Consider the following 17652-nt stretch of genomic DNA (forward strand, 5'->3'; position numbering starts at 1 on the left):
CTGGAGCGAAGCGTCGAGTGAGCGGGACACGGGGGGGGCGAAGGCGCCGTATGGAGCACGGTGGGATCCGTCACCGACGGCTGTGGCTGGCCGTACTGACCACCTGCTGGGTGCTCGTCCTCGGGACGATCGTGTGGGCCGCGAGCGTGCTGGCCGAGGGAGGCCTGAAGCCTCAGGACACCGCCGGGCTGATCGGGCTCGTGGTCGGCGCGATGAGCCTGGTCGCGGCGGTCGCCGCGCTCCGCCGGCGGGCGGGGCAGGAGGCCGACCCCGAAGCCGCGGCCGCACGCCTGAGACACCGGGTCCGGGTCGCCGAAGGCCGCCAGTGGCGTCAACTGCTCGGCGGTGACCGGGCCTTCATCGACCTCCGCTACGACGTTCCGCACTCCTCGTCGCGCAGCGCGAGCCCGCCGCCAGGGTTCGCGGGCCGGATGTCCAGGGCTACCGACGACTTCCTGGTCTTGAGCGACCGGCGGCTGGTGATCACCGGCGCCCCGGGGGCCGGCAAGGCCGTGCTCGCGCTGGCCCTGCTCCTGGGCCTGACCGAGAGGAACGGAACGGACCTGCCCGTACCGGTACGCCTCTCGCTGTCCGGCTGGGACCCCCAGGTCGACTTCGAGGAGTGGCTGGTCGAGCGGCTCGTCCAGGATTACGACCGCGAACCGCGGGTCGCCCGCGACCTGGTCGAGCAGCGGCGAGTGCTCCCGATCCTCGACGGCCTGGACGAAATGGACGAGACAGTAGAAGCCGGCACGGGGCCCGACCCCGCCGACGCGACCCGGGTGGAGACCTCACGCGCCCGCGCCGCGGTCGAACGGATCGACGAGTACCAGGACGGAGCGAGAGGGCTGCCGCTGGTGGTCACCTGTCGCACCGCTTGGTACGAGCGTCTGGAGTCCGTCGGCAGCGGGATTCCCGACGCCCTTCGCATCGAGATCCGGCCCGTCGCCGCCGACCAGGCCCGGGCCTACCTCGCCCACCGGATGCCGCAGGCCCAGGACCGCTGGAGCGGCGTGCTGCGCATTCTCGGCGAAGCCACCGGCTCGGGGCAGTTCCTCGCCCGTGCGATGTCCACCCCGTGGCGACTGACGCTGGCGGTGACGGCGTACGGGGAGCGGGGCGACCCCGGGGAACTCCTCCGCCACGACAGCCCGGCCGCCCTGGACGAAGACCTGTTGCGCCGCTACATCCCCGCCGCGACCCGCCTCCATCCCCCTCGCCGAGGCTCCTGCCGCCCTCACCAGGTGCACCACTGGCTCCGCCAACTGGCCCTGCACGCCCAGCGTCAGGAGGCGTCGGGCGCGTCGCCCGGACTGGCTCCCCATCAACTCTGGCCCCTCGCCGGGCGGCGCCGTGTGCGGGCCGTCGATGCCGCCCTGACCTCGTTGGTCATCCTCGCCGGCGCCGCGGTACTGCTGCTCAAGACGGGCGCGGGACCGGATATGAGGCACCTACCGGCCGCCACCGGGATCGCCGTACTGGTGCTCGTCCTGCTGCTGCGAGCCGGCAGCAGCGGCGTGCCCGCCCCGCAGGGCGGCAAGCTCCGCCGTATCCGTACCCCGGACGGCAGAAGGCTGCTCGTTCACCGGTTGCGCGGCGCGGCCGTCGTCGCCCTGGCCGTACTCGTCTTCCACGGAGTCGCTTCGGGCGGCCTGGTCGCGGTGGTCCTCGCGGTGCTCACCGCCGGTCTCGTGCTCAGCCTCGTCTCCGAACTGGCCGCCGGCACGAGGGAGCGCCACGAACGGAGCGCCTCGCACCCCCGCCAGTTGCTGCGCGACGACATCAACTCCGGGCTCAGCTTCTCGGCCCTGTTCAGCCTCACCTTCGGCACCGTCGTCGGCTACAGCGGTGACTACGTCGTCGGCGTCGGCGCCGGCGTGCTCGGCGGCCTGGCCTGCGGCATGGTGTGGTGGACCGGCGCAGGCCGCCGCTACTTCGCCTTCCTCCTGTGCGCCTGGACACGCCGTCTCCTGCCCTGGCGGCTCGTCCGCTTCCTCGAGTGGGCCTACGGGGCAGGGCTCCTACGTGTGTCCGGCAGCACCTACCAGTTCCGCCACAAGGAACTCCAGACGTGGCTCTTACGGCATCCGACGGCACCGTCCGGCTGAGCAGAGCGGCCACGGGGACGGCGCGTTCAGGGCGCGCGCTTACATACCCGCATGCTTCAGTGCGCCCCTCCATACCGCACCGTTGTCAGCCTCATACTGCCGCCGAGGCGAGCGCGTTGAGGGCGAGGGGGATGTGACGGTGGCCAACGACGACGGCGACACCCGCAGCGGTTCCGAGGACACGTCGAAGGACGGCACGAAGGGAAAGCAGCCGGAGGAGAAGCGGGAGTACCCGAAAATAGACGTGCGACGGCGGAACTACCTCACGAAGTGATCCCATAGGTGTCCGCCGGCGACGAGATGAGCGAGCTCGTCAAGAACCAGCTGGAGATCGTCCGCGCCAGGAGGGCTTCGCTCGAAGGCCGGGCAGTTGCCGTCATCAGCTCCGCGGGAGTGCTGGTCACACTGCAGCTCGCCCTGGTCACCGCCTTTTCCGGCGGCCAGGATCTGTCCGTTTCATCTCGAGTTCTCGTCGGCATTTCGTCGACCTTTCTCGCATTGTCATGCCTCGGGGCAATACTCGTGAATCTGCCGCGTCGGTCTCATGATCTGGACCCTGACAGCATTGAGCGTGCCATTGACTTCGACCACTGGTCCGCGCCGAGCTATCAAGCAAGCAGGGTGATCGTGCGCGCGAGACTCAACGTATTGAGGTCGGAGGACAATGCCGCCCAGCGGCAGGCCCTGTGCCTCATGGCCGCCTTCGCGTGCGAGATGCTGGGCGTCGGGACGGCGTCCTCGGCGGTCGTGACACAGATCTTCACCTGAAGCCGCGGACCACCGCACACACATTGCCAGCCATGCGGTGCCGCCGTCCGCCGCGCACGACGCGGTCATCTGCGTCGGCTACCACTCGCGGGCCGGAGCGCCTGGCGTACTGAGTCGGGGCGAGATCGGGCCGGCCCACGCCACCGTGGCCGTGAGGTACGCGCGGGACCGCTTCGCGGCGGACTGACACACGCTCCCGTGAACACATCTGTAGGAGACCCTGCAATGCCGGAACCTGCCTAGACTCTAAGATCATGTCGACGTCCCCCACGCATGGCCCCGCTGCTCCCGCCCCCACCGCCACAGTCATTTCCTATGCCCAGCGAATCACCCGAAAGGGGCTCGTGCTCGGGGGGATCTTCATGGCGATGGGCGTCCTCTTCGTGGTCCTGGCGGTGATCATCACGGCCGGGCTCAACGGCAACGACCCCCAGCCGGTGGGACTCGTAGCCCTGCTCTTCGCGACCATCGGCTACTCCGGCCTCAAGCTCTTCCGCTCGGCTCTCGCGCTCCGCCCGCAGTCCGTAAGCATCGACGACACCGGGCTTTGGCTGCGCAACAGTGCTGGGCAAAACGTCATTCGCTGGGACAACCTCGCCGGGGTTGCCGTGCATTGGAGCGAGAACGACCGGAATGTCAGACAGTACTCAATCGAGCTGTGTCCGTCCGGCCCTATCGACCGGGACGACCCGGTCCTTTGGGGCCTGGTCCGCGACGACGAGCCCCTCACGCCCGGCCTCCCGCGCCTGCGCTATCGCTTCGTGACCTCGGGCGAGTACGCCAGATACCGGGGCCCCCTGGTGGAGGCGATCCGGAATTACGCCCCCCACCTGTGGCTCGGCGAGACGCAACGCGAGCCGGGCCACTGCGGCTCCCCCGACTACGACGGACACCGGGAACGCACCGCCGGCACCGTGCGCTGAGACTACGGGCCGACTCGTACGAGTGGGTCACCCTGGGCGACTCCTCCGCCGGGGCCATCCCGGACTCGGGCGACGCCTTCGAAGTCCCCCGCGACGGCTGCGAGCGCACCGACCGGCCGTCTCCTGGCGCCCTTCTCCCAGGACCCTGACTACCCGTTCTCTCCGGTGCCCCCAGTCCGCGGCGGCGGGCCCGGCACCGACGTGATTACCGTCGGCGCCGACGGCAACGCCATCAGGTTCGCCGACATCCTGCACACCTGCCTGGAGTTGGGCTCGGGCAGCGGTGGCTTGGGCACCCCGTGCCGGGACAGCCGACCGACGACATCCCCCCCGGCTGGCTGGCCGGCTGACCAAAATGGGCAAGGACTACGACGAGATGCTCACCGTGCTCCGCGACGCCCAGTGAGGCGGTTGTCGTCAAACACTGCCGTCAAGGCATAAAGCAAAGGCCCTGTGGATCACTCCACAGGGCCTTTGACGTGCTGTGCACTCGGCAGGATTCGAACCTGCAACCTTCTGATCCGTAGTCAGATGCTCTATCCGTTAAGCTACGAGTGCTTGTTCTGTTTTCTTCGCCGCTCCCGGCCCTTCCGGCCCGCTCGCGGCGACAGGAAGAACATTACATGACCGGCGCCGCCATGTGAAATCCGTTAGCCGTACCCCTTGTGACCTGCGGAAACGCCTCTGAGGCGGTAGTCGGCAATGAGCCGTCGAACGGCAGCCGGCCAACGACGAAGCCCCGGTCCACAGGACCGGGGCTTCGTGATCGAGCGCGGAGGCGGAGGGATTTGAACCCTCGATGGGCTTTAAGGCCCAAACCGCATTAGCAGTGTGTTGCCTCCCGTCCGACACGGACGGGAGGCAACCCCTCAAAACTCGATCACGCACGTCAGGGGGCGTACCCCACCCGGGCCCGTCGGAACCCATCGGATGCCTTCCCCGCCTCTTGGTGCCATCGCTGTGCCATCAGCCGGAGGCGGGGAGCGGCCTACGAGAGGTCCGTCCTGGCCCCCTGGCCTGGGCGCTTGAAGTCGACGATCGTGGCCGGCTTCCACACGGGCGAGCGACCGAAGACCTTGTCTGGATCGGGCAGCTCCCCGCGGCCACGCGAGCGGTACGTGCGGATCGTCTGGGCACTGACGCCCCAGTATTCGGCGACGTCCGCGATCGTCCAGTAGTCGGCATCCGGGTCGGCCATTCTTCGTCCCCTTGTCAGTCTGGCGTGGACAAAGTCTATGCCGGACCCGACTTCCCGCCGCTTCCACAACCTCGCTCGTTTCATGTTGACAAGGTTGCCCGTCGCCTCCTAACCTTGTCAATGTCAGACGGACAAAGTGAGGGGTGGGGACATGGCTACCAGCAAGAACACCGAGCAGGCGCACTGCCTGCGCTGCGGTCGCCGCCTCTTCAGCACGTCGAGCATCGCCAGCGGCTACGGCCGCAGCTGCCGCGCCAAGGTCAACGCCGCAAGCACCGCCGCCGACCTCACCGACTTCAAGCCGGCTCAGGTCGACTCGGCGCGCGAGCTGATCGAGGACGGGGCGATCGTCCCCCTCCGCGGTCAGGTCTTCGCGGCCGTCTCCTCGGACGGCAACGAGACGTACCTGTCTCACCCGACGAACTGCAACTGCCCCGGCGGCCTGAAGGGGCGGCGCTGCTACCACCAGGCGGCGGCCCGTCTCCTGATCGCCGCGTGAGGAGAACCGCGATGCCCGAGGCCAGCTGGAACGGCCCGACCGTCCGCGAGGCGGCCCGAGAGGACGCCGCCTACTGGGACGACCTCTACGACCAGGACGACGGCGACGACGCCGACGACTAGAAGCACAACGGCCCCGGGGCCGGCGACCCTACCGCCGCCCCGAGGCCTAGATCCGATCCCTTCACCTGCGAGGACTCAGGGAGTCAGACCATGCAGGACACCGTACAGACCGCCCGGGAATCGTCCACCGAGAAGACGCCCGCCCTCGAGCCGCGCACCATCACCTACCCGGTCAAGACCGGTGGGTCGCTGACCACGCCCTGCCCGGCCTGGTGCACGTCGGACCACTCCGACGACGTCGCCCGCGGCATCCACCCCGCCGACCTGCTCCACCAGGGCGAGCCGGTCCGTCTCGACTACAACGCGGACGGCATCCCCGTGAGCGTCCTGCAGGCCCGCCTCGGGCAGTGGCCGTTCTCCGGCGACCCCGAGGAGTCCGTTCCCTACGTCGAGATCACGCCCGAGGTCGGCACTGGCGCGAGCGTCTACTGCCACAACCGGCTCGAGCTCGACGACGAGATCCGGAAGGTGCGCGCCCACCTGCAGGCGCTCATCGACCTGGGGGACCAGCTCGCCGAGGCGCAGGCCGTCGACCACTCCCGCCACGTCACGGACGGCGGCACGGCATGGTCGTCGCTCGGGCGTACCGACGTGCAGTCCCTGCCGATCGCGTACCTGCTGAAGGTGTACGGGGTGAAGGTCGTCGAGACCGAGGACACCGGCCGTAAGGCTGTGGCCGCCCTGTACGGGGAGCCCGGGGCGATGGAGCTGCGCGTCAAGCCGGACATGTCGCAGTACATGCGCGAGGACCAGGCCCGCCGCCTGCTCCTCGACTGGTACGAGGCCCACATCGGTGGTGCGGCGTGAGCGAGCGCGAAGCGCTGGCCCTGGTCCGGCGTCTCCTCGCGGAGGCGCTGGGCCAGCCCGACCAGCCCACCACCTACGTGCGCGACCTGGCCGCCCGGAACGGCGCCCTCAAGGCGTCCATCCGCGCCGCCCTGATCGTCATCGACGCCGCGGGGGTGGACCAGTGACCGCCCGCCGCTGCCCCGCCGCCCACTTCGAGGACCCGACGCCGTGCGATGGTCCGCCCGTCGTGACCGTGCTGGACGCGCAGAACGCGGGTGCGGACGGGTGCGAGCACCACGGCGCCCGGCTGCTCGCCTCGCTGGAAGGTGGCCGCGTGTACGCCCTGCCGGACGCCCCGGCAGGCGCAGCTATCCGAGTGTTCAAGGCCGCCGCCGGCATCCGGCCGTTCCCTTGGATGACGGAGGCTCCGCGGACCGAGCCGTCTCAGCTCAGCCACGCGGAGAATCGCCGCGCTCAGTTGCCCGTGTACGGGCCGACGGAGCCGCTCGGCGACGAGGAGCACACCCCCGACGTGGTCGTCCGGGTCGACTTCCTGATGTCGCGTGAGCAGATCACGACGGCGCTCGGGATCGCCTGGGCCGAGATGGCCGGGGATCGTGACCCGGAGTCGCTCACCGTCCGCGAGGTGCGGCACGAGGTCGAGGCGTACCTGTCCGTGCAGGCGTTCCACGAGCTCGACGCGCAGATGGACCGCGACCGGCAGCGGACGTTCCCGCCCGCCCAGCAGGCCGTGATGCAGCTGCTCGCCGACGCCTTGGAACGGGCCTACCCGCCGCGCCGTGCGCCGGCCGCTGTGCAGGAGCCTCGGTACGGCGAGGGCACGGTGACCCTCACGACCCTCGACCGCGGCGAGATCACCATCCCCGAGCCGGAGTGGTGCACGGGCCATGAGGGCCAGCTCGTCGGCCCGCTTGCGGAGGTGTCGCACGACGGGCCGCACATGACGGCAACCGTCGAGTCGCAGGACGTCGGCCCGGTGCCGCTCATCAGGGCCAACCTCACCCACGCCCCCTACCTCGTACAGCAGCCCGAGCCGCACCCCCTCGCCTACGTGGAGGGCCTCGAGGCCGCATCGTTCGACGCCGCCGGGCTGCGCGCCCTGGTCACCGCGGGCCGCACCTACCTCGACCGTCTCGAGGCCATGGCCGACCAGCTGGACGACCTCGCCGAGGAGGGACCGCAGTGAAGAAGAAATGGCCCGTCCCCCGGCCGACGGAGAACGCCGCGTTACGCGCCATCGACCGCGACAACCGGCACCGTCGCCCCCGCCAACTCGCCCCTGTTCCCGCCCTGATGGCCGCTCTGGTCGACGCTGTCGCCCAGCAGGACCGAGAGGGCATCTGCCTCAGCTCGCACCGTGTGGTGCGGGCCGCCGCCCCGGAGGTGGCTCAGTGAGCACCGAAACGAAATACGAAACGAAACCCCCGACCCGTACCCGCCTCACCAAAGGTCAGCGGATCGTCCTCGGCTCCGCGGCCGGCATCATGGTCGCCGTCGGCGTCGCCGGCGCCGTCGGCACCTTCTCCAACGCGCTCGCCGAGTTCGGCCGTAAGGCCACCGCGGCCGGTGTCGTCGCCGCAGGTGAAGGGCTCACCCTCGTCCTCGCGGTCACCATGCTGGGCCTGACCCTGCTCGGCCAGTCCTCGCCCGTCTGGGTCCGCATCGGGCTGTGGGTCGCTCCTCTCGCCGCGTGCGGGATGGGGCTGTCTCTCGCGAGCAACGTCACCGAGGGCGTGGTCTACGCGACCACCCCGCTCGGCATGAGCGGTGCCGCCGAGGGTCTCGGTCTGATCGCTCGCCGCGTCGTCATCTACACGACCGGTGTGGACGCCGAAGCGCAGCGCCGCAACGCGGACGCCGTGCAGCAGCTGGCATACCACCAGGCCGCCGCCGAACGGCACCCGGACGAGGACACCCGGGCCGCGTCGCTGCGGACGTCGTGGGAGCTCGCCAAGAAGGTCGGTGTCGGCGACCAGGTCCTCGGGGCCGGCCTCGTCGAGGTGCAGCGGGTACGGCTCCGCGAAGGGGCTGATGCGGCCCTCGCCACGATGTACGCCGGACAGACCGACAAGCCGTCGGTCAGTCCCGCCCGTTCGGCCAGCGCGACGGACGTCCTGCGGGCCCGGTTCGCTGGTATGGATCCGGCGGACGCGATCCGGTTCGCATCCGAGGCCCGACCTGATGCGCCCCCGGCCGAGCTCGCTGCGATCCTCGGCACCTACGACGTCCACGTCGACCCCGTCGCCGTCGCACTGGTCCTCGGCCAGCGGCCCGCCGAGTACACCGTCGACCGACCTGATGCGGGCGTTGCGCTGCAGCTCAGCGAGCTGCCCGCGCTCGGCGTGCAAGGCGCCGTCGAGGAGGCCGCAACAGCCCTCGGCGAGGACGCATCGGCCCGCGACATTGCCGAGCACCTGGAGCGGCACCGGCGCCTGGTCGTCCCCGAGAACCACGTCCGCGCGGCCCTGTCGAGGGCCGCGAAGAAGCCCCCCGCCGCCCCTGCCGACGACGAGATGAAGGACGGGTACAACTGATGCGCTACATCCTGATGGGCGTCCTGCTGGGCCTGCTCCTGCTCTTCCCGCAACTGCGCGCCGTCGTGGCCGTCATCATCGCGGCCCTGTTGTCCCAGCCCCTCATCGTCGCTTTCGGCCTCGGCCTGGTGGCTGGCCTCCGGATGCGCGGGATGCGGAGGTGGGCGCGATGAGTGACGAACTCTCGGGCCTGCCGGAGCAGTACCGGCGGTACGCCAACCCGCTGGTCGGCGAGGTGTCCGCCCACCACCGGCCGCCGAACGTGCTGTATGACGAGCAGGGCAGGCCAGTGCACTTCACCATCGGCCAGCCCCTGCCCCCGCCGCCGGTCGTCGTGCAGGCCCCGGTTCAGCAGGGCATGGACCCGGCCCTGCAGCGGCTGATCATCGTCACGTTCCTGATCCTCGCCGTGATCGTCGTCTGCACGGCTTCCGTCTGCGCCGTCGTCGTGATCATGGGCGGGACGCTGATGGGCATCATCGGCGCCGTCGGCCAGAACCTGACCATGCTCACCCTCTGCCTCGTCGGTGCGATCGTCGCCGCCGGATGGGCCGCCTCCAAGATCCGGCCCGCGGTGAAGAGCGAAGGCTCGAAGCGAAAGGGGCGCTGACCATGACCGTCCAGCTCATGCACTTCCAGTGCCCGAAGTGCCAGCCGCGCCTGATCCTCGGCACCACACCCGCCATCTGCGGAGCCACCATCCAGGGCCTCACCCGTGGTCAGCCCGTGAAGAAATGCCCGTCCTGCAAAGCAGCGCTCCGCGACCACAACCGAGGGCACAGGCACTGACCTGCCCTTCCGTCCTCCGCCAGTCGTTGCCCGCTGAGCGACGACTGCGGGGGTGCGGTGGGGCCGGATAGCCCGGCCCGAAACCCGAGGAGGCAGCAGGTGAGCGCAGTGTTCCGACCGCGGACCCGGCAACGGGACGCCCGTGAACGGGAGATCGCCGCCTATGTGCGGCAGCAGCGCGGCATCCACGGCGGGCTCGGCGCCGCCGACGTCGCCCGCCTCGCCCGCCAGGACGGCCGCGACTACACCGAACTCGAAGTCGCCCACGTCATGAGCCTGATGAGCACCACCCTCAGCACCCCGCCAAGGAGGAACCCGTGAACCGCGAAGAAGCCCTCACCGAGGCCCGCATCGCCGCCGGTAAGGCCGAGTCCCTCGCCCGCAAGGCCGAGGCCTCGGCGGAGAACCTCGACCGCAAGCACCTGACGCCCAACCTCGCGGCCGCCGGCGCCCTGTGGGCGGACGTCGCCCGCGCCTACGCCGACATCGCCGCCGCCACGACCGACACGGAGAACTAACCCATGGCCAGCGACCTCAACTTCTCTGACTTCACGCGCGGCGAGAAAGCAGCCATCGCCAGCCTGACGGCCCGCATGGCCCTGCCCCGCGCCAACCTCACCAAGTTGAAGCGCCGGATCGAGCGCATCGAGCAGGACGCGCTCCGCCGCAAGAAGAAGTAGCAACGCCCCGGGGGCGGCGCACCACGACCAAGCAGTCGCCGCCCCCGGGCCTCCCATCCCTCCGCAGAGAGAAGGAAGCACCAGCATGACGGACATCACCAGCCGTCCATCCATCGAGGCCGAGAAGACACCCGAACCGGTGTCGCTCGCTAAGCCCGAACAGCCCGTCGACCAGGCCGAACGCGCTTCGGGGCCCCGCCGCCGTGTTCGCATCGACTCGCTTCGGCGGGTGTTCATCGACGTTCGCCAGAAGCCCACGTACCGGTTCACCGTCCGCCACGGCGCCTACGTGTGGGGCGGCGCACGCATCCTCACCCGCCGCGGCTGGGAGGCCCGCACCACGGCCGTGCACGCCCGGATGATGCGCATCGCCGAAGCCTCCGGGAACGAGGAGCTGCTGCGCACGTGGGAGCAGCGCGCCTACGCCTACCGGTTCGCCCGGCACAAGCGGCGCATGGACCTGCTACAGATGGCGATGAACGCCCCGCGGGCGATGGCCTCCGCAGCCATGGGCTTCGGCGGGCTGCTGCTGATGCTCGGAATCATGCTGGCCGTCTACAACCACGACGTCCGCGACGTCCTCGCCCCGACGAACGCCGTGATCGAGTTCGTCGGCTGGGTGGCGTTCCTCGCCGGCGTCATCTGGGAGCCGCTGCTGTACTCCCTGCCCGTCCTGGCCTTGGGCGGCGCGTGGGCGGTCGGCAAGAACCAGAAGACCGCACCCACCTGGGCCCTGCCCGCAGACACGGGTGAGCAGGGCGTCATCCCCGACGAGAACGCCATCCTGCGCGCACTGGGCAAGCTGTCGATTCCGCAGCTCAACGCGGCCATCAAGGAAGGCTGGCAGCCCCGTTGGGTGCAGCCCACGACCAGGCTCGGCAACGGCTATCACACGCAGCTTCAGCTGCCGATGGGCGTCACTGTCGAGATGGTCAACGCCAAGAAGAACGTTCTTGCGCACAACCTGATGCGCAAGCCCGTCGAGACCTGGCCGACCGAGCCGCCCAACATGCCCGGCGTCCTCGACCTGTGGGTCGCTGACCAGGGCTCACTGAACGGCCCGGTACCCGACTGGCCGCTGCTGCACGAGGGCACCACCGACTACTTCAAGGGCGTCCCCGTCGCCGTCTCCCAGCGCGGCGAACCCATCATCGGCAAGCTCATGGCCGCGAACTGGATCGTCGGCGGCATCATGGGCTCCGGCAAGACGTCCATCGTCGTCTCGCTGCTGCTCGGAGCCATCCTCGATCCGCTGGTCATCGCCGAGGTGTACGTGATGGCCGCGAACGTGGACTACGACCCACTCAGGCCGCGCCTGCGCAACCTGGTCAAGGGCGACGACCCCGAGGAACTGCGGGCTGCCCTGGACGCGCTGCGGGGCCTGGCGAACGAGGTGACCGAGCGCGGCAAGCTGCTGGAGGAACTCGGCGGCGAGTCGACCAAGCTCACGCGCGAACTGGCGCTCAAGGACCCGCGGATGCGGCCGAAGGTCGTCGTCTTTGACGAGTGCCACGAGCTGTTCATGAACAAGGAGTACGGCAAAGAGGCCGCTGAGCTGGCCATTCGCGTCATGAAGAAGGCCCGCAAGGTGGGCATCACCCTCATCTGGGTCACGGTCTCTCCGACTGCGGACAGCATCCCGCGCGACGTCACCCGCAACACCTCCCACCGTGTGGCGTTCGCGGTCGGCGACCAGGTCGCGAACGACGGCCTGCTCGGCTCCGGCAAGTACAAGGCCGGCATCCGCGCCACCGAGCTGGTGCCTGGCCAGGACGTGGGCACAGCGGTCACCTACGGGTTCACCTCGAAGCCGTTCGAGATCATCCGGTCCCACTACGTCCAGCGAGACGCCGAGCGAGGCATCGACGAGGTGACGCCGGTCGTCGAGCGCGCCATGGCGCTGTACGAGGGCGGGCCGGCCGACGCGCCCGCGTTCGCCCCCGTCGACCACCTGGCCGACATCGCGGCCGTCTTGGGGCACGAGACGAAGATGCTCACGCTGGACGTGCTGCGCGGCCTGCAGGACCGCAACGCAGTCGAGTACGGCAGCTGGTCGTTCCGCGATCTGAGGAGCGTCCTCGACGACGCCGGGCACGGCGAGTACAAGACGGGCGGCAAGATGCACGTCAGTCTCGACCGGATTCTCGACGCAATCGCGGCCCGCGAGGACGACCTCGACGACGAGGGAGGCACCGAGGAGTAGGGGAGTTCTCCCTACCCGCCTCCCCACCCTGCCTCCCTATACATGACCTGCGGAAATGGCCAGTCAGGGAGGCAAGGGAGGCAGCGCCGGAGAGACGCGCCGCCCCCGGAAAACGGGGGGCTGGCCTCCCCTCCGCTGCCTCCCTCCCCCACGTCTTGAGAGGACACCTGTGACCGCCATATTCGACTCGCCGGCGGAGACGCTCGGTGAGCACATCGGCCGCCTCGCCGCCATCGAGGGCGAGGCCGACACCGTGCAGGCATGGCAGCCGATGCTCATACCGGGGCTGCTGCAGTCCTACGCCTACGCGTGCGCCGCGATCCACGCGACCGCTCCGGCACTGCCGCTCGAGGTCGTCTCCGAACGAGCCGAGGCACGCCGTCATCGCATCGACCGCCTCGGCCGGCCCGGCGCCCGCAGCGTCGCCGTCATCGTCGACGAGAGCGCCCTGTACCGACCCGTGGGCGGCTACGCAGCACTCGCCGACCAGCTCGAGCACCTGCTTGCCCTCGAGGCGCTCCAGCCGTCGCTGAGCGTGCGCGTGCTGCCGCAGGGCATTGAGGCCCATCCCGGCCTGGCCGGGGCGTTCACGCTGTACCGAGCGGCTGGGCAACGGGCCGTGTTCGTCGAGTCGTTGACGTCTTCCGAGATCACCACCCGCCCGGACGACGTCGCCGCCTACAGTTCCACGTGGGATCGGCTCCGCGGCCTCGCGCTTTCGCCCCAGGAGTCGGTTGAGCTCATCGACGGTACGAGGGAGACACTGTGCCGCAGGCTGCAGAAGAGCCGCTGATCTGGAAGACGTCGACGTACACCGACTCCGGGTCATGCGTGGAATGGGCACGGCCCGCCGCGGGCGTCCTCGTTCGCGACACCAAGGCCCGTGAGCGGGCGCGCGTACCGTTCGGCCCAGCCGCCTGGCAAGGCTTTGTCGACTGGGCGAAGCAGGGCCAATAGGCGCCCTGTTGCTGTCGGCGGACTGCCGCCAGGATGATCCCGACAGCCGTCGACGAGGGGCCCGTACATGGACGATGTGGAAGTGCCTTACCGAACCTTCGAGTACCTGCTGACAGGCTTCGTTCATGGTGAGGCGGTGGACGCTGGCCAGCGCTACACGGGCGGAAACGTGGCCCACCCGGGCGATCCCTTCGGTGACGTGTTCGGCTGGCTGTGGGACAACTGGCGTGACACGGCAGTGTCGTCTTTCGCGCAGCTGCTGGCCACGGCGCGGGACAACGCTCCCGACGGCGTAGAACTGCGGATGGACGCCTTGATCAAGGGCCTTCAATTCGCTTTGCACCGGTCTCGCTTGTCGGATGCCGGAGAGTTCGACGATGTGGAGCGCACACTCCGCGCGAAAATGCCCGAGCACTTCGGCGGCCGAACAGACCTCTAGCTGAACGGCAAACGGCCCCCTGCATGGTCATCGCGACCGAGCAGGGGGCCTTTTCTTGTGTCCCCGCGTGTGCCATATCAGTGCCATCGCTGCCAGAAACCCGCAGGTCAAGGCCATCAAATCGCACACCTTATGCGGTTAGGAGGTCATCCGTGCTCGCCCATCGCCGCGCGAAGCCAGTCGAGGGGGGCCTGCGCCAGAAGCTGGTCGGCGAGCAGCTGGCCGGACTTGGTGACGATCCGGGCGCGGCTGTTGTCGACCCACCGCTGGGCCGCCTCGTATCCCTGGCCCTTGTACTCCAGGCCCTGCAGCATGCACTCCAGCTTGTCCGCGTCGCGTGCGCAGATGGCTTCTGGTGTCTCGCGCGCCTCGTACTCGGCGACGACAGCGCGGACAGCGTCGCGCAGCACCTCGGGCATGCCGGCCGTCTGGTCCGCCGTTACCGCCACCGGGTCGCCCGGGGCCGCGTACTTCTTGCCCAGGTGGTTCACGTCGCCCGTGCGCGTCTCCTGCGAGTCGTGCCACACCGCGAGGTGCGCGGCCCGCGCGGCGTCGGCGCCCTCCAGGGTTGCGATGACCGAGGCGATGACGGACGTGCGCCATGCGTGCTCGGCGACACTCTCGGGGTCACGAACGCCCGCCATCCACCACCCTGTTCGGCGGGCCGTCTTCAGCGTTCCTGCCTCCCACAGGAAGTGAGCTACGTCCGCCAGGTCCTGGTCACCCACGGGTGTCCCCTTTCACGCCTCGGCGAGGCGGATTGCGTACCGGATTCCCTCCAGCTCCCGCCGAGCCTGCGGCGACAGCCCGGAGTCATCCAACATCACCGGGAGGCGTTCGCGTAGGGCATGCCCGGCGGCCGACCGCGCACGCAGCAGGTTCGGGCGGGCGGCCAGCAGCGTCCAAAGGGTGTGGACGTTGAGATCGAAGAAGCCATGCTTCGGTGTGAGGCCCCGGACCAGGTGGGCCATCAGCCGTTCACCGTGCCAGGGTCCGGGCGTCGCCTCGCCGATGAAGTCGTCCGACAGTTGGACGTGCGGGGACTCCCCGATCCAGTACGCCCAGTAGTTCAGGTTCGCCGCCTCGGCCCGGTCGTTGTCGCCGAGGGTGCGGCCGATGAAGTGGGCCATTCGGTCTCGGTCGCCCTGGCGCGCGGCTACGGCGGCCACGGATCGGGAGTTGAGCCACTGCGTCAGCCAGTCGTCCGGCCGCTCGGTCCGCTGCTGGTGCGCCAGCCACTCGGAGGTATCGGCGTCCTGGTCGAACCCGGCGAGGTAGAGGGCCTGCCGGCGCAGAAGGAAGTCCCGGCCGCCTCGGGCCTGCTCGGCGGTCTCCCGCATGCGGCTGAAGAAGCGGCGCCGGTCGACCGTGGGTAGTTCCGGCGCCGTCGGCACCGGGCCGCGGCGCGGGCGAGGGGGAGCCGGGAGTTCGCGCACGGGGCTGGGTGGGACTCCGTTGAGGGGCCAGGTCAGCACCTCGACGAGGTCGCGCTGCATGACCCAGGCGCCGAGCGGGTTGGGCCCGGCGGGCGCCTCGTCTTCCAGCGCGCTGGCCAGCAGCATGTCGGCTTCCATCGCGCGTTCGAGGGCGGCGAGCAGGGCGGGCGCTGTACCCATCTGCATAAGCCGGTGGCGATGCACCAGCATCTGGCCCACCGGCAGGGAGGTGAGCGGCCGGCGCCCCGTCTCCCACCCGGCGATCGTGTCCGGCGCCACCCCGAAAAGCTCGGCGAGGCTGTCCTGCGTGTGCCCCAACTGCTCACGGATGACCCGGAAGACGTAGCCCGAGATGATGCCCGCGCGCCCTCGTCCGGGCGTTCCCTGACCCCCGGTCGGGGTTCCGTTCGCCTGCTGCCCCATGGCGTCCCCTTGCCCGCCCACAGCGGGCCCGTTACCCGTACTCACGGTCACTACAAGCGGTAATCACGACTACCTACTGTCATGGGTGATTACCGGGCAACTCAGCGTAGTGGGAGTGATGCCACCATGACCGCCCCCAGCGGAGAACTCGCGCGCACGGCGGGGACAGACGTGCATCCGCCGGACATCGAGACGATGCGCGCCACTGCAGCCCGAGCCCTCGGCCCGGACGATGGGCCTGACGCCCTCCCGCCAGGCTCCGAAGAGATCGAGATCCTCGACAGCACCCTGCGCGGCCAGCTGGCGCTGATCCTCCCCGAGGTCGAACGGGCAGTCGGCCCGCGGCCCAAGGACGTACAGGCGTACTGCGCCCTCGCCTGCGTCGGCGAAGCGCGCCGGAAGCTGACGGTCACGCCACGCCCTGTGCTCGATGCCCGCGTCGCCCACGCCCGGCGCCTGGCCCGGTCCCTGGCAGCCCTGTGCGACCACTACGAGCGGATCAACGCTGGCACGGCCAGCCATTAGCCCCCCTTCTGCCAGGGGCCGCACGCCTCTGGCAGAAGGGGTCTGCAAGACCCCCGCCCCGGTGTCCACGCCCCTGGACAGGTCGAGCACCGAAGCGGGGCGGCAAGTCCCCGTCAAGAGACCGACCGGCTTTGACCGTAGTCGGCCCGAGCAGCCGAAGGAGGTAGCCATGCGCAGCACTCTGGGAACCGTCGCCACGTGGCCGCCCGTACCCAAGCCCGACGACGACCCGCCCACCCCGCCGCCCAACGACAACCAGTAGGAGCAGCAGGCCATGGCCACTAGTAACAGGTACCGCCCGCCCACACCTCGGGACATCGCCGAGGACGACTGGCAGACCGACCAGGCTCGGGGCCGGCGTTACTGCCCGGTGCACCCCAGCCAGCAGATGATCCCCATGCTGGCCGGACCGGACGTCGACATGTGTCCGCTGCCTCACGGCGAGGACGACTCGGCAAGCTAGAGCCCTGGCTGATCCCGCTCGCCCTCGCTCCAATCCCCCGGAGGGCGGGCGGCCTCGAGAGCCCCGGCCGGTGGGGTGCATCCCGGCCGGGGCTCCTCTACGCGACGTTGGGTCACAGGACAATCACTCACCCTCCGCGCCCTGTGCTCGCCGCGCATGATGCTCACCATCCGCACCATTGGGGGGATTCATGCGCACCCGCACAACTGCCGCAACCGCGGCCCTACTTCTCGCAGTGCTCACCGCCTGCCAGAGCAGCGACGAACCAGCAGCCGGCGACAGTAAGGCCAGCAAGCTGAAGGCCCCGGCCGCCGCAAAGACGAGCGCCGCGCCCAGCCCGACCGAGGACGAGACGAGAGACTTCGGCGAGGTACTCACCTTCAACGACTCCGTCGGCGACGTCACCGTCAACGTCACGGTGCTCAGCTACGAGCAGGGCATCAAGGCGCAGAGCTCCGCAGACCAGGAGTTCAACACTGACGGCTACGAGTGGGCCGCCGTCGAGATCAAGACGTGCATCACGAAGGGCACGGGCGGCACGACCCGCTACCCGTGGACCCTCGCCTACACGGACGGCGCCCGCATCGAGCCGAGCAGCGTCACCTACGGCGACTTCCCCAAGCCGGAGTACCCCTACGAAGCCACCGTGAAGGCCGGCGACTGCGTGCGCGGGAAGACGGTGTTCGCCGTGCCCGGCAACCAGCGTCCGGAACGCGTGCTGTACACGCCTGAGGCGCTCCCTGAGGGCGCCGAGTGGAAGGTCCCCAAGGCGTAA

25 protein-coding genes, 1 tRNA gene and 1 pseudogene are annotated in these 17652 nt (G+C 69.7%); 23 read left to right on the forward strand and 4 right to left on the reverse strand.

Annotation, left to right across the window (positions count from 1 at the left end):
• Positions 1 to 50 precede the first annotated feature (50 nt).
• From EJ357_RS22540 to EJ357_RS22555, 5 genes and pseudogenes are all read left to right on the forward strand, one after another.
• Complete coding sequence (locus EJ357_RS22540; RefSeq protein ID WP_126393382.1) at positions 51 to 2108, forward strand: NACHT domain-containing protein; 2058 nt, start codon at positions 51 to 53, stop codon at positions 2106 to 2108.
• Between the two features lie 139 nt (positions 2109 to 2247).
• Positions 2248 to 2382, forward strand: coding sequence for a hypothetical protein (locus tag EJ357_RS50255; RefSeq protein ID WP_267132854.1), 135 nt, complete (start codon positions 2248 to 2250; stop codon positions 2380 to 2382).
• Positions 2383 to 2390: 8 nt separating this feature from the next.
• On the forward strand, positions 2391 to 2876 hold the full coding sequence (locus EJ357_RS22545) for an SAM-dependent methyltransferase (protein WP_126393383.1): 486 nt from the start codon (positions 2391 to 2393) through the stop codon (positions 2874 to 2876).
• 55 nt (positions 2877 to 2931) lie between these two features.
• Positions 2932 to 3060, forward strand: a pseudogene (locus tag EJ357_RS50775) (M55 family metallopeptidase); the annotation flags it as partial.
• A 70-nt stretch (positions 3061 to 3130) separates the two neighbouring features.
• Positions 3131 to 3799: a hypothetical protein gene (locus tag EJ357_RS22555; protein WP_126393384.1), complete on the forward strand. Its 669-nt coding sequence runs from the start codon at positions 3131 to 3133 to the stop codon at positions 3797 to 3799.
• 485 nt (positions 3800 to 4284) lie between these two features.
• Here the strand turns inward: EJ357_RS22555 and EJ357_RS22560 are convergent.
• A tRNA-Arg gene (locus tag EJ357_RS22560) sits at positions 4285 to 4357 on the reverse strand.
• Between the two features lie 430 nt (positions 4358 to 4787).
• The gene (locus EJ357_RS22565; RefSeq protein WP_126393385.1) at positions 4788 to 4997 is read right to left on the reverse strand and encodes a helix-turn-helix transcriptional regulator; all 210 of its coding nucleotides are present in this window, start codon (positions 4995 to 4997) and stop codon (positions 4788 to 4790) included.
• A 151-nt stretch (positions 4998 to 5148) separates the two neighbouring features.
• On the opposite strand from EJ357_RS22565, the gene EJ357_RS22570 reads away from it, so the two are divergent.
• The 15 genes from EJ357_RS22570 to EJ357_RS22625 all read left to right on the forward strand — a co-directional run bounded on the left by EJ357_RS22570 (position 5149) and on the right by EJ357_RS22625 (position 14030).
• Positions 5149 to 5496, forward strand: a complete 348-nt coding sequence (locus EJ357_RS22570) for a DUF6011 domain-containing protein (RefSeq protein WP_126393386.1) — start codon at positions 5149 to 5151, stop codon at positions 5494 to 5496.
• A 212-nt stretch (positions 5497 to 5708) separates the two neighbouring features.
• A complete protein-coding gene (locus EJ357_RS22575; protein ID WP_126393387.1) occupies positions 5709 to 6425 on the forward strand; it encodes a DUF6907 domain-containing protein in 717 nt (238 codons plus the stop codon).
• Entirely contained in the window at positions 6422 to 6592 is a 171-nt protein-coding gene (locus tag EJ357_RS48390) for a hypothetical protein (RefSeq protein ID WP_175647478.1), read from the forward strand. The genes EJ357_RS22575 and EJ357_RS48390 overlap by 4 nt, the downstream gene beginning before the upstream one ends.
• Positions 6589 to 7614 carry a DUF6907 domain-containing protein gene (locus EJ357_RS49460; RefSeq protein WP_228473136.1) on the forward strand — a complete coding sequence of 342 codons (1026 nt, stop codon included), beginning with the start codon at positions 6589 to 6591 and terminating at the stop codon, positions 7612 to 7614. The genes EJ357_RS48390 and EJ357_RS49460 overlap by 4 nt, the downstream gene beginning before the upstream one ends.
• Complete coding sequence (locus tag EJ357_RS22585) at positions 7611 to 7823, forward strand: hypothetical protein (protein WP_126393388.1); 213 nt, start codon at positions 7611 to 7613, stop codon at positions 7821 to 7823. The genes EJ357_RS49460 and EJ357_RS22585 overlap by 4 nt, the downstream gene beginning before the upstream one ends.
• On the forward strand, positions 7820 to 8962 hold the full coding sequence (locus tag EJ357_RS22590) for a hypothetical protein (protein WP_126393389.1): 1143 nt from the start codon (positions 7820 to 7822) through the stop codon (positions 8960 to 8962). Before EJ357_RS22585 ends, EJ357_RS22590 begins: the two co-directional genes overlap by 4 nt.
• Positions 8962 to 9135, forward strand: coding sequence for a hypothetical protein (locus EJ357_RS48395; RefSeq protein WP_175647479.1), 174 nt, complete (start codon positions 8962 to 8964; stop codon positions 9133 to 9135). The genes EJ357_RS22590 and EJ357_RS48395 overlap by 1 nt, the downstream gene beginning before the upstream one ends.
• Positions 9132 to 9572: a hypothetical protein gene (locus tag EJ357_RS22595; RefSeq protein ID WP_126393390.1), complete on the forward strand. Its 441-nt coding sequence runs from the start codon at positions 9132 to 9134 to the stop codon at positions 9570 to 9572. Before EJ357_RS48395 ends, EJ357_RS22595 begins: the two co-directional genes overlap by 4 nt.
• Before the next feature lie 278 nt (positions 9573 to 9850).
• On the forward strand, positions 9851 to 10072 hold the full coding sequence (locus tag EJ357_RS22600; protein ID WP_126393391.1) for a hypothetical protein: 222 nt from the start codon (positions 9851 to 9853) through the stop codon (positions 10070 to 10072).
• Positions 10069 to 10269, forward strand: a complete 201-nt coding sequence (locus tag EJ357_RS22605; protein WP_126393392.1) for a hypothetical protein — start codon at positions 10069 to 10071, stop codon at positions 10267 to 10269. The genes EJ357_RS22600 and EJ357_RS22605 overlap by 4 nt, the downstream gene beginning before the upstream one ends.
• A gap of 3 nt (positions 10270 to 10272) precedes the next feature.
• Positions 10273 to 10431 (forward strand): DUF6257 family protein, encoded by a 159-nt coding sequence (locus tag EJ357_RS48400; protein ID WP_175647480.1) that lies wholly within the window; start codon positions 10273 to 10275, stop codon positions 10429 to 10431.
• A gap of 85 nt (positions 10432 to 10516) precedes the next feature.
• Positions 10517 to 12634: a zonular occludens toxin domain-containing protein gene (locus tag EJ357_RS22610; protein ID WP_126393393.1), complete on the forward strand. Its 2118-nt coding sequence runs from the start codon at positions 10517 to 10519 to the stop codon at positions 12632 to 12634.
• Between the two features lie 169 nt (positions 12635 to 12803).
• Entirely contained in the window at positions 12804 to 13427 is a 624-nt protein-coding gene (locus tag EJ357_RS22615) for a DUF5753 domain-containing protein (protein ID WP_126393394.1), read from the forward strand.
• The gene (locus EJ357_RS22620) at positions 13400 to 13591 is read left to right on the forward strand and encodes a DUF397 domain-containing protein (RefSeq protein ID WP_228473137.1); all 192 of its coding nucleotides are present in this window, start codon (positions 13400 to 13402) and stop codon (positions 13589 to 13591) included. Before EJ357_RS22615 ends, EJ357_RS22620 begins: the two co-directional genes overlap by 28 nt.
• Positions 13592 to 13658: 67 nt before the next feature.
• Entirely contained in the window at positions 13659 to 14030 is a 372-nt protein-coding gene (locus EJ357_RS22625) for a hypothetical protein (protein ID WP_126393395.1), read from the forward strand.
• Between the two features lie 146 nt (positions 14031 to 14176).
• Here EJ357_RS22625 and EJ357_RS22630 read toward each other — a convergent pair whose 3' ends face one another.
• Entirely contained in the window at positions 14177 to 14758 is a 582-nt protein-coding gene (locus tag EJ357_RS22630) for an HD domain-containing protein (protein ID WP_126393396.1), read from the reverse strand.
• 12 nt (positions 14759 to 14770) lie between these two features.
• The gene (locus EJ357_RS22635; protein ID WP_126393397.1) at positions 14771 to 15889 is read right to left on the reverse strand and encodes a helix-turn-helix domain-containing protein; all 1119 of its coding nucleotides are present in this window, start codon (positions 15887 to 15889) and stop codon (positions 14771 to 14773) included.
• Between the two features lie 126 nt (positions 15890 to 16015).
• Between EJ357_RS22635 and EJ357_RS22640 the strand changes: the two genes are divergently transcribed.
• From EJ357_RS22640 to EJ357_RS22650, 3 genes are all read left to right on the forward strand, one after another.
• Positions 16016 to 16414 (forward strand): DUF6415 family natural product biosynthesis protein, encoded by a 399-nt coding sequence (locus tag EJ357_RS22640; RefSeq protein WP_126393398.1) that lies wholly within the window; start codon positions 16016 to 16018, stop codon positions 16412 to 16414.
• Positions 16415 to 16688: 274 nt separating this feature from the next.
• The gene (locus tag EJ357_RS22645) at positions 16689 to 16877 is read left to right on the forward strand and encodes a hypothetical protein (protein ID WP_126393399.1); all 189 of its coding nucleotides are present in this window, start codon (positions 16689 to 16691) and stop codon (positions 16875 to 16877) included.
• A 190-nt stretch (positions 16878 to 17067) separates the two neighbouring features.
• Positions 17068 to 17652: a hypothetical protein gene (locus EJ357_RS22650; protein WP_126393400.1), complete on the forward strand. Its 585-nt coding sequence runs from the start codon at positions 17068 to 17070 to the stop codon at positions 17650 to 17652.

Source organism: Streptomyces cyaneochromogenes (assembly GCF_003963535.1).
GTDB classification, from domain to species: Bacteria; Actinomycetota; Actinomycetes; order Streptomycetales; family Streptomycetaceae; genus Streptomyces; species Streptomyces shaanxiensis.